This window comes from Plebeiibacterium sediminum (genome assembly GCF_026013605.1).
GTDB lineage: Bacteria > Bacteroidota > Bacteroidia > Bacteroidales > Marinilabiliaceae > Saccharicrinis > Saccharicrinis sediminus.
Map to the genome: position 1 here is coordinate 15,274 of NZ_JAPDPJ010000065.1, position 16,476 is coordinate 31,749.

Genomic DNA, 16,476 nt, shown 5'->3' on the forward strand with positions numbered 1-16,476 from the left:
GATGTCAGAATTACTGACATCGCTTTTTTTATATTAAAAAATTACTTATTTCTTACTTTCAACCCATTTACGAGCATTAACAAAAGCTTCAATCCAAGGAGTAACCTCATCGCTTTTGCGATCCCCAGGATAATGTGCCCATTGCCAAGGGAAAATAGCTCTTTCCAAGTGAGGCATCATAGCTAAATGACGACCATCTTTAGAACAAATAGCAGCTGTACTGAAATCACTTCCATTTGGATTTCCAGGATAAGCTTGGTAAGAATATTTACCAGCTATATTATATTGATCCTCTGCATAAGGGAAGTTAAATTTACCTTCTCCGTGAGCAATCCAAACTCCTAAACGACTCCCTGAAAGTGTTTTTAACATCACTGAATTTGTATCTGCAATATTCATATTTACAAAGTTTGACTCAAACTTATGTGAATTATTATGAAGCATTACAGGCTTTTCATCATGATCAGGATAAACTAAACCAAGTTCAACCATCAACTGACAACCATTACAAACTCCTAAACTAACTGTATCTTCTCTCTTATAGAAAGCATCCAATGCAGCCTTGGCTTTTTCGTTATATAAGAATGCTCCGGCCCAACCTTTTGCTGAACCTAAAACATCTGAATTTGAAAATCCACCAACAAATACAATGAAATTAACATCCTCAAGCGTTTCTCTACCAGTAATTAAGTCTGTCATGTGAACATCCTTAACATCAAAACCAGCTAAATACATTGAATAAGCCATCTCTCTATCACCGTTCACTCCTTTTTCACGAATAATAGCAGCCTTAATTCCTGATTTCTCTTTTCTGTTTAATGACAGCCCGTAAGATGCTAGCTTACCATCAAATTCTGATTTAAAATCAAATGCTAAAGGTTGTTTCTTATAGTTATCGAAGCGTTCTTTGGCTAATTCTGCACCACTTTGTTTTCTATCTAATAAGTAAGAAGTCTTATACCATGCATCACGCATTTCATCAATATCGAAAGCTAATTTCTGATCTCCCTTAGTAATATCTAAAACTCTTTCTTCAATTGGTGAACCTACTACCTGATAGCCTAATTCTTTAGCATCAAGAAGAGCAGTTACTTTTTCTACATCCTTAACCTGAATTAATACACCAGGATTTTCAGCAAATAGAATTTTAACAATATCATCTTCAGCAATAGCTGATAAATCTGCTTTAATTCCATAATTACTATTAGCAAAACACATTTCTAACATTGCAGTTACCATACCACCTGCAGAAATATCATGACCTGCTAATAATAAATCCTGATTAATCAATTCCTGAATAGTCTCCAATCCGGTTTTAAAATAATCAGTATCAGCAATAGTTGGTGCTTCGGCTCCAAGTTTATTGACAACCTGAGCAAATGAACTACCTCCTAATTTATGACTATCGAATGATAGATCAAGATATATAATAGAACTATCAGTATCTTTTACCAATACTGGCTCTACAATTTTTTTAATATCACTTACCTCTGCAGCTGCTGAAATAATAACAGTTCCTGGAGAGTAAACAACTTCTCCATCCTTATATTTCTGAGTCATTGAAAGTGAATCCTTCCCTGTTGGAATGTTAATTCCTAAGTCTGTAGCAAAATCACTTACAGCCTCAACAGCTTTGTATAATCTTGCATCTTCACCTTCATTTTTACAAGGCCACATCCAGTTTGCACTTAAAGAAACACCTTTAATTCCACGAGCAAATGGAGCCCAAACAAGGTTGGTTAATGATTCAGCAATAGCAATCTTAGAACCAGCTTCTGGATCAATCATTGCAATAGCTGGAGCATGACCTACAGATGTTGCCAAACCAGAAGTTCCTGTATAATCAAGAGCAGTTGCTCCAAGGTTATTTAATGGGATTTGCACTTCTCCGGCACATTGCTGTTTAGCAACTTTACCAGTTACAGATCGATCCACTTTATTAGTTAACCAATCTTTAGATGCTACTGCCTCTAACTGCAATACATTTTTTAAGTACTCTTCAATTTTTGAAGCATCGTACACAACAGGTGAAAATGTTTCCTCAACGGTAACATCATTCATAATTGTTTTAGGAGGATTACCAAACATATCTGACAATTGCCAGTTGATTGGTGCATTGCCTTTATCGTCTTTAAAAACAAAGCTCATATCTCCTGTTGTTTCACCTACAACATACATTGGAGAACGTTCTCTGTCTGCAACTTTCTTTAAACGCTCAATGTCTTTTTCATGAAGAACCAATCCCATTCTTTCCTGAGATTCATTACCTGCAATTTCTTTTGCTGACAAGGTTGGATCACCAACAGGTAATTTATCAAGATGAATAGTACCTCCTGTTTCTTCTACTAATTCTGAAAGACAGTTTAAGTGACCACCCGCACCATGATCATGAATCAAAACAATTGGATTATCATCACTTTCAGCCATTGCACGAATAGCATTCATGGCTCTTTTTTGCATTTCAGGATTTGAACGCTGAACTGCATTTAATTCAATTGAGTTATCGAATTCACCGGTAGCAACTGAAGAAACAGCTCCTCCACCCATACCAATTCGGTAGTTATCACCACCAAGAATAACTACTTTATCTCCTTTAGTCGGAGTATCTTTAATAGCATCAGATTTCTTAGCAAATCCAATACCTCCAGCCATCATAATTACTTTATCAAATGCAAATTTCTTTTGATTTTCAAAGTGTTCAAATGTAAGTACTGAACCACAAATCATTGGCTGTCCAAACTTATTACCAAAATCACTGGCCCCATTTGATGCCTTAATCAAAATTTGCTCAGGAGTTTGATATAACCAAGGACGCGCCTCTGTTGCCTGTTCCCATGCCCTACCTTCTTCAGAACGTGAATAAGAGGTCATGTAAACAGCAGTACCTGCCAACGGTAAAGAAGCTTTTCCTCCACCTAATCTATCTCTGATTTCACCTCCTGAACCTGTAGCTGCACCGTTAAAAGGCTCTACTGTTGTAGGAAAGTTATGTGTTTCAGCCTTTAAAGAAAGAACTGATTCAATCTCTTTTGTTTCGAAAAAATCTGGTTTATCATGTGTAGCAGGAGCAAACTGAATCATCTTTGGTCCTTCAATAAATGCTACGTTATCTTTGTATGCAGAAACAAGAAAGTTTGGATTTTCTTCAGAAGTACGTTTGATCAACTTAAATAAAGAACTCTCTTTCTCCTCGCCATCAATAATAAATGTTCCATTAAAAATTTTATGACGACAGTGTTCTGAGTTAACTTGCGAGAATCCAAAAACTTCACTATCTGTAAGTTTTCTTCCTAATTTTTTAGCTAATCCATCTAAATAAGAAACTTCTTCCTCACTCAAAGCTAAACCTTCTGACTTATTGTAAGCCGCCACATCTTCGATTTCAACAATTGGATCAGGCTCTTTATCAATTGTGAAAATATCTTGTCCTAAACCTTTGTATAAAACTTGTAGCATTGGGTCATACGCTGCAGCTTCATCTGCAACTGTAAAAAACTCTTCAATACGAGATATACCTGTAAGTCCCATATTTTGAGTAATTTCAACTGCATTGGTACTCCATGGAGTAATCATCTCTTTACGAGGACCAACAAAAAAGCCACCTAATTCCTGCTCGTCAGTTTTGGTGGCACCACTAAAAAGCCATTCAAGCTTTTTTACATCTTCAGCTGCAAACTCAGCATCGCAACCTACTGCTAAAATCTGTTCTGATTTACCTTTAAAGAAAAGGACCATGAATTTTCCAGTTTATGAGATTAATCTTTTGAGCTGCAAAAATACAACAAACAAACTAATTTCTGAAAAATGGCCAATAGTTTTTAATTACAAGTTTTCATCTTTTAGCATTTATATTCTACTAAAGCACTTTTATTTAGGGGTTAGAACAAATAAATATTTATTTTACTTAATAAAATATTTATTTTACGAAACTTAATATACCCTCGTAAGTATAAATGTGAATCATTGAAATAAATATACATTGAACGTCCCTATTAAAATGAAATTATTACCAAAAATTTTTAAATTTAAATACTCCCTTTTATCGATAACTATTTGGTTAACTCTATACTTCCTTTGTTACATATACAATTGTGACATCTTTGAAAAGATAATAACAATCCTGGAGAATGCTGAAAATTATGAAATTGATGAATTAATACTTTATGGATTGATCCTGATCGCAGGTATTTTTATTGATTTGTTAAGAGAAATAACTAAAATCAAAACTCAGGAAAAGATACAAAAGCAAAGACTTCAAACAATGCAAGCCACTTTATCAACAGTACAGGACATTGTTGGAAATTCATTTAATGGATTACAACTTATTAAAGTTAAAATTGATATGGGAGAAAAGCTAACTAAGGAAGACTTGCAGAGTTTTGATCAAATAATATTTGATACCTCAGGCAAAATTGCAGCATTAAGAAATCTTGAGAAAGTAGATTTTAAAAACATTACGATGAAGCACATAGGACTAAAAACAGAAGGTGTTCATTCCCAAAAATTATAGTAAACTTAACATTCAAAACTTTATAATACAAAAAAAGGGCTACCTACCACAGTAACCCTTTTACTCTAAAACCAAAAAACTACCTGTACTTATAATGAACCTTAGAAAGGTCACGAAGTCTTTGTGCACTTGTTTCGGCAGTTATATCACGCTGAGGATTACCCAACATTTCATATCCTACCATAAACTTTTTAACGGTTGCTGAACGTAACAATGGTGGGTAAAAATGCATATGCAAATGCCACTCAGGATGTTCTTCACCATCTGTAGGCGCCTGATGAATACCTGCAGAATAAGGGAATGAAACTTCAAACAAATTATCATACATCACAGTTAATTCCTTATATGCAGCAGCAAACGCTTCTTTTTCTTCTTCTGTTAGCTCCAATAAGTTTGTTACATGACGCTTACTTACAATCATTGCTTCAAATGGCCAAACAGCCCAATATGGAACTAATCCAACAAAGTGTTCATTTTCAAATAAAACACGCTCTTTTTTCTCTAACTCTGCAGCAACATAATCAGCTAAAATACTTCTGCCAAATTTATTATAGTAGTCAAGCATTTTAATTTGCTCTTTTGCTGGCTCATTAGGAACAGAACTTGATGACCAAATTTGTCCATGAGGATGAGGATTACTACACCCCATTACACTTCCTTTATTTTCAAATATCTGAACGTAGTTTACAAAATCATTTTCACCAATAGACTTATACTCCTGAGCCCATAAATCAACAACTTTCTTTATTTCAGAAACTTCCATTTCAGGAATTGTTAAGTCATGACGTGGGGAAAAACAAATTACTTTACAAATACCACTTTCACTTTTTGACTGAAATAATCCATCTTCTGATTGAACACCACCTTCTGGTGTATCATTTAACAATGCAGAAAAATCATTTACAAAAACATATGGTTCCGTATATTTAGGATTTAAGTGTCCTCCGATACGCTCATTACCTGGACATAAATAACATGTTGGGTCATATTCAGGTCTCTTTTCTTCCGAAATTTTCTCAACCTGACCTTGCCATGGACGTTTAGCTCTATGTGGTGAAACCAAAACCCATTCACCTGTTAATACATTCAGTCTGCGATGAGGATGATCCTCCATATTAAATTGTGCCATCTTATTCTTGTTTATATTAACTATGTTAAAGTAAGAATTATTATCAAATTTTACACCTACCTTTCAACTGGTAGGTACTGGTAGGCAAATGTACAATATTTTTTAATTTTTCAAATAGATACACCATGAAAAATTAAATTAATTATCAATATAATAGTTGACTTTTAATCTATTTTCTATTACGATTACAAGGAATTTCGCTTTGTAAATCTGGAGGTATTTTTCACCTCCCCTGATTTTCTATTTTCAACAAAATCGGCAAGTGTTTTACCCATCAATTTAAAATCCGTTGATATCGTTGAAATTCCATTTGCAACCACTTCTTTTAAAGCAGAATCATTAATCGAAATTATACCAATATCTTTACCTATTTCCAATTTCTTTTCCCAACACCGCTTCACCAGGTTAATCAACATTCTATCATTTGGCAAAATAAACACTTCTCCCTTTCGTATTGGCTTGGTTTTTATTTGATCGTAAACGGAATGATTAAATCCAAATTCGGTACAAAAATTAGTAAACCCAGTCAAAAATCCTTTAGGTTCCTTTCCACCAGGATAGGCAAAAATCAATTTTTTATAGTTATGAAGAAGTTCTTTAGCCTCAAATAATCCATTATAAATATCCTCCTCAAATGATTGGTATATTACAGGATATCCCTCTAATTCATCCAGCTTTCTATCAATAATATAAACTTTATCTGAGGGTAGTAAATTTAATATCGATGAGATATTAGTGAGGTTTGCAGGCATAATTACATAAGCTGAATATTTTCCAACCCTTTCTCTGATTAACGAAGTAAAAACATTAATATCAAAGTGATGAAAATAAATATCAACCTGAGTATCATCCGGTAAATTTTCAATAAAAGAGTTATATAGTTCTTCTTTAAAAGTATTTAATTCATCAAATAATAAAAGAATCTTAGATGAAACAGCAATATTATCACTTTCTACAAAATATCCTTTTCCCGGAACAGCACCTAAAATACCTCTGGCTTTCAATTCATTAAATGCTAACATTACAGTATCCCTTGAGAGATTATACTCGTTAGCTATCTCATTAATAGATGGTATTTTATCACCCTTTTTAATTACACCTTCCGAAATGGAATTAATTACGGATTGAATAATTTGTCTATATTTTGCTTGAGAATGCTCTGATGTTATTTTAATTATTTTTTTAACCATATTTTTCCTACCGGTGTCTACTAGTATGCAAAAATAGAACAATATTTAAAAACAGAGGTATTTTATAGCTATGGATTATAATAATTAAGGCTATTAATGAATAGATTACATTCGTTAACAGCCCTGGTTAATACATTTTTGATGTTCTAAAGATAAATTCTCCATCCGACGGTCGTGGATAAAATGTTTCACCATTATAAACCATTTTACCTTTCACGAACACAAAATCAACCCTACCTTGTAACTTTACATTCTGTTTGGAAGAGTGAGCCGAATTAGGCATTGAACAGTACAAGTTTCTATTAAATGTTGGATTCCAAATAACAATGTCTCCATCAGCTCCCGGACTTAACAATCCTTTCTGCGGCCATAATCCCATTAACTTTGATGGTCTTGAGGAAACAATATCTACCAAATCCAGCATTGAAATATTTTTTTGAGTAACTCCTACCGTATACAATAAACTTAAATAGTTTCGTATATAGAAATAAGCATCTGGTCTGTTATACACCAATTCTTCCTGCATCTCTTCCTCTATGGTCAAATTATACAACGGTGGATTGATTAAGAATTTCTGGTTTTTAACCAAAGTCCACACTTCATCTTCAAAAATAGGGTGTAAACTATATTCACTGGCAATTCCTGTTAACAATTCATGCTCATTGTAATTTATCTGAGAGTAGTTACCTAAATTAAACCATAATCTAAGACTGGAATAAAAATCTCCACCTCTTTCAATGCCATCCTGAATTAATTCTAATTCTTCTTTAAACTTTACATTTAAAAACAATAAAGGAGAAGCGTACTTAATCCCCAGATCAATTAGTATTGATAACAAACGAAAATGATGTTCCAGAATAATAGGGTCGCTTAATGAAATATTTTCGATATCACTTTTACAATTCTCCCTTAGATTTAAATCACAAATAATTACAAGGTTATGTATTGATGCTTTTTTAAATATTCCATCAAATACATTTATATTTTCATTTTGTAATAAAGATACATTGATTAATAGAGTTGAAACACCCTCATGAACATAACTATAGTCGAATGCGTCAGCAGAACTTTTCTTTATTTCAGAAAATGTAAGATGAAAACTAAAGTCGATAAGATTGTTTTTGGATTTTTCTTTAGCTTTATAAATATTATAAATATAGTTTTTCTGGTAACAATCTTCAATAGTATCTATCATGGTTGTAGTACCATTAAATATTTGAGCATGATTTAATTTCTCCAACTCTGAAGTATTTGCACTCTCCTTTACCAAATCTAAGAAATGCCTGTTAATATCAATTGCACCAGGCATAATATACTTACCGGACGCATCAATGACCGGAGTTTCACTAGTAGGTCTTTCCAAACCCACACCCATTTCCAGAATTTTAGTTCCACCCACTAAAATATCTTCAGTGATGATAGCAGAACCTTTTACAACATAACCATTTTTAATTAATAAATAATTCATTACTAAAACCTTACTAAAGAAAAGTTACAACCACTAATTAATAAAAATCTTCTGAAAACTTGGCATCTAAAAATTTATGCATTTATCTTAAATTTAAGCTATTAAAGAGACTTTTCAAAACATTTAACAAAATACTTACCGCATTCAATACCATTTATTCTATTTTTGCAGCTTCATTTTAAAAGATAGATCTTTATGTGGTGGCTACTGGCAATTATTTCTGCACTCTTTTTAGGTATATATGATGTTGTAAAGAAAGTTTCTGTAAATAATAATGCTGTTTTACCTGTGCTATTATTTAGTTCAGTTAGTGGTGCAATATTATTCATCCCAATCCTTATCTTATCACAACAAGGAATTTTAGCTGAAGATCACACCCTATATGTTCCATCTATTACCTGGGCTGAACATGCACAACTACTATTAAAAGCTGCTATTGTAATCACTTCCTGGATATTTTCATTCTTTGCCCTTAAATATCTTCCTCTAACAATCGTAGCACCCATTAGAGCTACCGGTCCACTATGGACTTTAATTGGCGCCATACTCATCTTTAAGGAGCAACTTTCAATATATCAATGGGTAGGGATAGCAATAACATTAACTTTTTTCTTTCTATTCTCAACAGCTGGAAAAACAGAAGGTATATCATTCAAAAACAATAAATGGATTTGGTTTATCATATTAGGAACCATATTTGGTGCTATTAGCGGACTATATGATAAGTTCCTGTTACGACACATTAACAGAATGGCAGTACAGTGCTACTTTACATTTTATCAGGTAGTTCTTTTTATTCCTTTAGTAATGACTATATGGTGGCCAACCAGAAAAAAAACATCTTCATTCAAATGGAAATGGAGTATTCCATTAATTGGTGTTTTTCTTCTTATTGCTGATTTCTTCTACTTTTATGCCTTACATGATACAGATAGTATGATTTCTATTGTGTCAGCCTTAAGAAGAGGAAGTGTAATTATTGCTTTTGCATTTGGTGCCTATCTTTTTAAAGAAAAAAATATCAAAACCAAAAGTATCTATCTTGCAGGTATTTTAATTGGTATAGCTTTTTTAATTTTTGGCACTAAATAGTATTCATTAAATAACCGATAGGTTATTATTGCCATTGAAATTTATTTATATAAGATTTGATTTAGTAAATTGCTTATCTTAAAAAGTCAAATACTATACATATCTAATAATCTGTCAAACTTTTTTCATGATTAAAACGGACCTTTCTAAGTATGACAATAGTTGGTATCAACCCGGAGGTTTTATTAAACGAACCTTATGGTATTATATCAATGTTTTATTCTTTATCAATCCACTAAATCCTTCATCTCTTATTAAAAAAATATTATTAAGATTATTTGGAGCCAAAATTGAAAAAGGGGTAGTAATAAAGCCAGGTGTAAACATCAAATATCCCTGGAAATTAGTTATAAAAGAGAATACATGGATTGGTGAAAAAGTTTGGATTGATAATCTTGATAGCGTAATTATTGGTAAAAACTGCTGCATTTCTCAAGGTGCATTATTACTTTGCGGAAATCATAATTACAAAAAAAGTACTTTTGATTTGATGACAGGGCCAATTACTTTAGAAGATGGTGTATGGATTGGTGCGCAATCGACCGTGACATTAAATACTATTTGTAAATCACACTCTGTTCTGGCCACACAATCTGTCATTTCAGGAATTATGGAACCCTACTCAATATACCAGGGATTACCAGCCATTAAAATCAGGAACAGAGAAATCATTGCCTGACATATTCTATAGATACGCTTAACTTATAGCACAAAGTTTGAATTATCCGTTTAAGGTTGGAGTATATAAAATAAAAAAGCCGCTGTAAAACGTTCATACAGCGACTTTCAATCTTTAACCAAACCTAACCCTAAACTATGAGTTAATACAAAGATACAAATATTTATATACTTTACAAGTTTTATAATAAAATATTTTTTTATTTATCTAATTGCCCTCCTTTATATAGCTCATAAGCAGCTTGATAATATGATATTGTTTCTTGTAATAAATTTTCATCACATGCTGTTTTCTTAAGCTCATTAGTTGCCTCATCCCACTCATAACACTCATTCTTTTGTTGTGTTTCCAACACCATCAAGTGTTTAGCTTTTAACAATGCCAATTTTCTATGATTACCAATAAAAGCTCTCTCTGATTCCGGAGTCATTTCATTCACATCTTTGCCAAACAACTTTGTGGTGTAAGTCCAATTTAAATAACCAAATAGTGTGGGTAAAATATCAATTTGCGAACAAAGTTTATCAATTTCCTTAGGTTCTGATCCATTAAGATTGTAGATAAAAGCAGGTATATGATGACTTTTTACATTCAATTCTGTTCTTCCTGCACTGTATGCACAGTGATCTGATGCAACAACAAAAACCGTATTTTTAAACCACTCCTTATCCTTTACTTTTTCAAAAAATTCACCAATAGCAAAGTCTGCATAGGTAATGGCCCCAGTACGACTGGTACCTGAAGGGATTTTAACTTTACCTTCAGGATAGGTATAAGGAGAATGATTGGAATTAGTCATTAACATATAGAAAAATGGCTTATCAGACTTCGAATCAATATCAGCTTTATTGATAACAGCATTAAAAATATCACCATCACAGGCACCCCAGGCATTTTCAAAAGTTATTTCTTCATCTTCAATTTGAAAACGCTTAGTAGGTAACTCATCCCTGTCTCTTGATTTTTTTGCCCTTTCTACAATATCAAAACCACTATAACTAAAGTAGTTGGCCATATTATCGAAATAACCATCTCCGCCTGTAATAAATGTACAGGAATAACCTTTCTGTTTAAAGATGTCCCCAACCGTAAAAAAACTTTCATTATTACAACGCTTTACAATACTTCTTCCCGGTGTTGGCGGTACCGAAAGACTAAAAGCTTCTAATCCTCTTACTGTCCGGGTTCCGGTTGCATATAAGTTTGTAAATAAGATTGACTCTGATAGTATTTGATCTAAGAAAGGAGTCATACCTTTTTTACTTCCAAATCTTTTTAAATATGAAGCACTCATACTTTCCATCCCAATAAAAATAACGTTGGGCCGAAGTTCTTTACCAATATTTGTTGTCCTTCTTAATAAACCTTCATTTGAAAGAAAACTATCATTCACAGCCAACACATTACTTCGTAATTTCTTAAAAACTTCAGTTTCATTGTAGGTACTATAAAATTCATTGTAATTTAACTCATTGCTTTTATATGCGGCAAAAAAGGAATACAATCCTGATTTACTTAACTCATTTTCATTTACATTACCAAAAATTTCTGCTTGAGTATTTTTAATATTATAATGAAATATAGCCACAACGGAGCAACAAATTACAGCTACTATAATCCTGGAAAGAAAACTGTTGTCTTTAGTGAAACTCTTTTCAAAAATTAATTTTCTCTTCTTGATTCTATATGCAACATATACAATTAATCCAATAGCAGCTATTACTATTGGTAAAGGATATGATTCATTAATATTTTCAAGAACTTCATATGTATATAAAAGATAGTCGATTGCTATAAAATTAAACCTCCGCTGGTATTCCATCCAAAATGTTACTTCCGCTAAAAAGGAGAACGTTATCACAATCATAAAAAGCCAATACCCGGCAAATGTAATTATTTTATCAACCTTACTGCCTGCAAATTTTGAGGGCATTATCAATAAATAAATGGAATAAAAAGCCATCATATAGGATAAACTTCCAATATCATATGCAAAACCTATTCCTATGATTTTAAAAAGGTGAGAAATTGAGAAATCAATATCTGAAAATGATATAAAATATAGTATCATCCTGATCACCAATGCAAACAATAAATAGGTGATACTAAAACCTTTTAACAAGGCAAATCGTTTAGGGAAAATTTTATTTTTCATAGATGACTCAATAGAATATATAACAATACTCTAATATTAATTTGACATTACCTTTACGGTTGCAACGTTATAATATTTTTTCATGAAAAAAAAGCAATAAAATAAAAAAGCGGCTTATTTAAAATAAACCGCTTTATATCTCGAGAATTTAAAATCTAATTTTAATTCATCTTTTTAATATTAGCCTGTGCTGCTGCTACTCTTGCTATAGGAACTCTAAATGGAGAACAAGAAACATAATTCATCCCTACTGAATCGCAAAATTCAACAGAACTAGGCTCTCCTCCATGCTCACCACATATACCTACTTTTAAATCAGGCTTAACGGAACGACCTCTTTTAGTTCCCATTTCAACCAATTGTCCCACTCCTGTTTGATCAAGAACCTGGAATGGATCATTCTTTAAAATACCTTTTTCAAGATAAATAGGTAAAAACTTATTGGCATCATCACGAGAATATCCAAATGTCATCTGCGTTAAATCATTAGTTCCGAATGAGAAAAACTCTGCTACATCTGCAACCTGATCTGCCGTTAATGCAGCCCTTGGAATCTCAATCATTGTTCCTAACATATATTCTACAGTATCACCTTTTTCTTCAAAAACTTTTTTAGCGGTATCATGAATAATCTTAGCCTGCATTTTCAATTCCTCAACCGTACCTATTAAAGGCACCATAATTTCAGGTTTCGTAATAATTCCTTTGGCTTTAAGATTTAATGCGGCCTCTATAATAGCACGGGCCTGCATTTCGGTAATTTCAGGATAAGTGTTCCCTAAACGACAACCTCTGTGACCCAACATCGGGTTAAACTCTGATAAATCAGATACTTTTGTTTTAACCTCTGCCAGGCTAATACCCATCTCTTTTGCCATTTCCTGCTGAGCTAATTCTGTATGCGGAACAAACTCATGCAAAGGTGGATCTAATAGTCGTATGGTAACTCCGTAACCTTCCATAGCCTCTAAAATACCTTCAAAATCACCTCTCTGATAAGGCAATAGTTTTTCTAATGCCACACGTCTGCCCTCTTCATTTGATGAAAGAATCATTTCTCTAACCGTTTTAATTCTTTCTCCTTCAAAGAACATATGCTCGGTACGACATAAACCAATACCTTCTGCTCCAAACTCACGAGCCACTTTAGCATCTTTAGGTGTATCGGCATTTGTTCTAACACTCATACGTGTATATTTAGATGCAAAATCCATTATTTGGCCAAAATCACCATCTAAATCCGGCTGGCGTGTTTTAACTCTACCTGCGTATACTTCGCCCGTAGAACCATTTAATGAAATCCAATCACCTTCTTTATATACATTTCCATCAATGCGTAAGATTCTTTCCTTATAATCAATTTTTAAAGCACCAGCTCCGGAAACACAGCATTTACCCATCCCTCTGGCAACTACAGCTGCATGAGAAGTCATACCCCCTCGGGCGGTTAAAATACCTTTGGCAACTAACATTCCTTCCAAATCTTCTGGTGATGTTTCGATACGCACTAATATTGTTTGTGGAAATTTTTTAGCTTCATCAGCAAAAAAGATAATCTGACCTGATGCTGCACCAGGCGAGGCTGGTAACCCCTTAGCTAAAACCTGAGCACTACCAATAGCTGCCATATCAAAAACAGGATGCAAAAGTTCATCCAATTTATTGGGCTCAATTCTCATTAAAGCCAATTTATCATCAATAACTTTTTCTCTATACAAGTCCATTGCAATTTTAACCATTGCTGCACCTGTACGTTTTCCATTTCTTGTCTGTAATAACCAAAGTTTACCATCCTGAACAGTAAACTCAAGGTCTTGCATATCTTTATAATGACTTTCTAACTTTTCCTGAACTTCATTTAACTGAGCATATACATCAGGCATTGCCTCTTCAAGCGATGGATACATCATCACTCTGTCTTCCTCAGTCACACCTTGTAATTCGGCCCATCTTAATGAACCTTCTTTTGTAATTTGCTGTGGTGTTCTAATACCTGCAACAACATCTTCTCCTTGTGCATTTATTAAATACTCACCATTAAATAAGTTTTCTCCTGTGGCTGCATCACGGGTAAAAGCAACACCTGTTGCTGAATTATCACCCATATTACCAAATACCATTGCCTGAACATTAACTGCAGTACCCCACTCATCAGGAATACCTTCCATTCTTCTGTAAAGAATAGCTCTGTCGTTATTCCAGCTATCAAAAACAGCCATTACAGCACCCCATAATTGCTCCCATGCACTCTCTGGGAAATCATGTCCTGTTTGTTCTTTAACGGCTTGTTTAAATAGGGTAACTAATTCTTTTAAGTCATCTACTTCAAGCTCAGTATCTAAATCTACTCCTTTTCTTTCTTTTACTTCTTCCATGATCCTTTCAAACGGATCAATCTCCTCTTTTGAAACAGGTTTCATTCCCAGTACAACATCACCGTACATCTGAACAAATCTTCGATAGGAGTCCCATGCAAAACGTTCGTTTCCCGATTTTGCTGCGATACCCATCACAGAATCATCATTTAACCCCAGATTTAATACAGTATCCATCATTCCTGGCATGGAAGCTCTGGCGCCTGAGCGCACTGAAACCAAAAGAGGATTTTCTTTATCTCCAAAGGTAGTTCCTGTAAGTTCTTCTATATTTTTTATAGCGGCTTCAACCTCCGGCTTTAATAAATCTACGACTACATCTTTACCTTTTTCATTGTACTCAGTACAAACATCTGTAGTAATTGTGAACCCTGGAGGAACAGGCACACCGATTAGATTCATTTCGGCCAGATTAGCACCTTTACCTCCTAATAGGTTTTTCATATCTGCCTTACCTTCTGCATTTCCATTTCCGAAGGTATAAACTCTTTTTACAGCCATAATTAAGGAATTTAAAAGTTAGAATTTTTTGAATTTTGGGATAATTCATTTTACTATGCTAATAAAGAAACACATTTTTTTTCACAATTAAAAGCACATATACTTTAAATTCTACTTCTCATCCAAACATTATAAAACAAAAAAGAGTGGCCTGAAACCACTCTTTAACTTGTTATTTAAACACTGTATTCTTTTAATATTTTTTTCTTTTTCATTAAATAATCAACATATTGAGCTCGTTCATAAGCATAAGGCTCTTTCAGATTATTTTTTGACAATTTACCTTTAAAATCAGCGATTGATTCATAGCCTTTACTTTTCATCCAGGCCGATAAATTCTCTAAGATGGTTGATATTTCTCTAATTCCATTTTTATACAAAACACTTACAACCTGAACAACGTCTGCTCCTGCCAGTAATAATGAAATCATATCTTCAGCATCATGTATTCCATTAGTGGCACAAATAGACGTATGAATATTCCCTGATAATAATCCAGTATACCTTAATGATAATCTATTATCATTTTTACTACTTAAGTTATATGGCATTTTTAATTCTTCAGCCTTGATATCAATATCTGGTTGAAATAATCTGTTGAATAGTACAACTCCATTTACACCTGACACATCAAGTTGTCTGATAAAATTTAATGGATTAGAATAAAAAGGACTCAGTTTTACACTAACCGGAATCCTTACTGCAGCTTTAACTCTTTTAAGAATTTCCACCTGCTCTTTTTCAATATCTGATGAGGATTTACTGCTATCTGATACTGAATTATAAAAGTTTAATTCTATACCATCTACACCAGTTTGCTCAATATATTGTGCATATTCAACCCAACTTACATCGTAAACACAATTTAAACTCGCAATAACAGGTATGCTAACAGCAGCCTTTAGATCCTTAAGTTTCATAAGAAAGGCCTTTGGTCCGCTATGGTCAATTGAAGGAAACAATGTGATCATTTCTGCATTTCTATCATCATATTCGTGTAAATCATCATCTAACTCAGCGGCTTCAAGATGAATTTGCTCCTCAAAAAGAGATTTATAAACGATAGCTGCAGCCCCTGCTTCTTCCATATTTTTTACCATATTGATGTCTGCTGTCATTTCACAAGCACCGACAATAAGAGGATTTTTTAGTTCAATCCCCATGTAAGTTGTTTTTAAATCCATGGTTTCTCTTAAGTTAATTGGTTATTATTCTGTATTATAACACCCTACTCAAGAAATTGTTTAAAACAGTTCCTATGAAATCCCTTACAATATAATTTTATCACTAGTGACCGAGTAAAAAAATAAAAGAGGGTACTTCCTTTCGGTTTCCCCTCAAAGTTGTAAATTGATTTTGCGAAACTTTTTACAACAT

The 16,476-nt window shown here is 33.4% G+C and carries 10 protein-coding genes; 3 read left to right on the top strand and 7 right to left on the bottom strand.

Annotated features, from left to right (window positions below):
* Positions 1–45: 45 nt before the first annotated feature.
* The gene (gene purL, locus OM075_RS20130; RefSeq protein ID WP_301192350.1) at positions 46–3,735 is read right to left on the bottom strand and encodes a phosphoribosylformylglycinamidine synthase; all 3,690 of its coding nucleotides are present in this window, start codon (positions 3,733–3,735) and stop codon (positions 46–48) included.
* A gap of 262 nt (positions 3,736–3,997) precedes the next feature.
* Between purL and OM075_RS20135 the strand changes: the two genes are divergently transcribed.
* On the top strand, positions 3,998–4,510 hold the full coding sequence (locus tag OM075_RS20135; RefSeq protein WP_301192351.1) for a hypothetical protein: 513 nt from the start codon (positions 3,998–4,000) through the stop codon (positions 4,508–4,510).
* Between the two features lie 79 nt (positions 4,511–4,589).
* Here OM075_RS20135 and OM075_RS20140 read toward each other — a convergent pair whose 3' ends face one another.
* From OM075_RS20140 to OM075_RS20150, 3 genes are all read right to left on the bottom strand, one after another.
* A complete protein-coding gene (locus OM075_RS20140) occupies positions 4,590–5,639 on the bottom strand; it encodes a UDP-glucose--hexose-1-phosphate uridylyltransferase (protein WP_301192352.1) in 1,050 nt (349 codons plus the stop codon).
* A 185-nt stretch (positions 5,640–5,824) separates the two neighbouring features.
* Positions 5,825–6,829, bottom strand: coding sequence for a GntR family transcriptional regulator (locus OM075_RS20145; protein ID WP_301192353.1), 1,005 nt, complete (start codon positions 6,827–6,829; stop codon positions 5,825–5,827).
* Between the two features lie 127 nt (positions 6,830–6,956).
* Complete coding sequence (locus OM075_RS20150; protein WP_301192354.1) at positions 6,957–8,297, bottom strand: amidohydrolase family protein; 1,341 nt, start codon at positions 8,295–8,297, stop codon at positions 6,957–6,959.
* Positions 8,298–8,492: 195 nt separating this feature from the next.
* Between OM075_RS20150 and OM075_RS20155 the strand changes: the two genes are divergently transcribed.
* Both OM075_RS20155 and OM075_RS20160 read left to right on the top strand, forming a co-directional pair.
* Positions 8,493–9,389, top strand: coding sequence for a DMT family transporter (locus OM075_RS20155; RefSeq protein WP_301192355.1), 897 nt, complete (start codon positions 8,493–8,495; stop codon positions 9,387–9,389).
* Between the two features lie 127 nt (positions 9,390–9,516).
* A complete protein-coding gene (locus OM075_RS20160) occupies positions 9,517–10,068 on the top strand; it encodes a WcaF family extracellular polysaccharide biosynthesis acetyltransferase (protein ID WP_301192356.1) in 552 nt (183 codons plus the stop codon).
* 199 nt (positions 10,069–10,267) lie between these two features.
* Here OM075_RS20160 and OM075_RS20165 read toward each other — a convergent pair whose 3' ends face one another.
* The 3 genes from OM075_RS20165 to OM075_RS20175 form a co-directional block, all read right to left on the bottom strand.
* Entirely contained in the window at positions 10,268–12,223 is a 1,956-nt protein-coding gene (locus tag OM075_RS20165) for an LTA synthase family protein (protein WP_301192357.1), read from the bottom strand.
* Positions 12,224–12,384: 161 nt separating this feature from the next.
* Entirely contained in the window at positions 12,385–15,099 is a 2,715-nt protein-coding gene (gene ppdK, locus OM075_RS20170; RefSeq protein WP_301192358.1) for a pyruvate, phosphate dikinase, read from the bottom strand.
* A 176-nt stretch (positions 15,100–15,275) separates the two neighbouring features.
* Positions 15,276–16,283 carry a dihydroorotate dehydrogenase-like protein gene (locus tag OM075_RS20175; RefSeq protein ID WP_301192359.1) on the bottom strand — a complete coding sequence of 336 codons (1,008 nt, stop codon included), beginning with the start codon at positions 16,281–16,283 and terminating at the stop codon, positions 15,276–15,278.
* Between the last annotated feature and the right edge of the window lie 193 nt (positions 16,284–16,476).

Coding starts and splice junctions, on each gene's coding strand:
- purL (WP_301192350.1), bottom strand. CDS start 3,735: ATGGTCCTTTTCTTTAAAGGTAAATCAGAACAGATTTTAGCAGTAGGT.
- OM075_RS20135 (WP_301192351.1), top strand. CDS start 3,998: ATGAAATTATTACCAAAAATTTTTAAATTTAAATACTCCCTTTTATCG.
- OM075_RS20140 (WP_301192352.1), bottom strand. CDS start 5,639: ATGGCACAATTTAATATGGAGGATCATCCTCATCGCAGACTGAATGTA.
- OM075_RS20145 (WP_301192353.1), bottom strand. CDS start 6,829: ATGGTTAAAAAAATAATTAAAATAACATCAGAGCATTCTCAAGCAAAA.
- OM075_RS20150 (WP_301192354.1), bottom strand. CDS start 8,297: ATGAATTATTTATTAATTAAAAATGGTTATGTTGTAAAAGGTTCTGCT.
- OM075_RS20155 (WP_301192355.1), top strand. CDS start 8,493: ATGTGGTGGCTACTGGCAATTATTTCTGCACTCTTTTTAGGTATATAT.
- OM075_RS20160 (WP_301192356.1), top strand. CDS start 9,517: ATGATTAAAACGGACCTTTCTAAGTATGACAATAGTTGGTATCAACCC.
- OM075_RS20165 (WP_301192357.1), bottom strand. CDS start 12,223: ATGAAAAATAAAATTTTCCCTAAACGATTTGCCTTGTTAAAAGGTTTT.
- ppdK (WP_301192358.1), bottom strand. CDS start 15,099: ATGGCTGTAAAAAGAGTTTATACCTTCGGAAATGGAAATGCAGAAGGT.
- OM075_RS20175 (WP_301192359.1), bottom strand. CDS start 16,283: ATGGATTTAAAAACAACTTACATGGGGATTGAACTAAAAAATCCTCTT.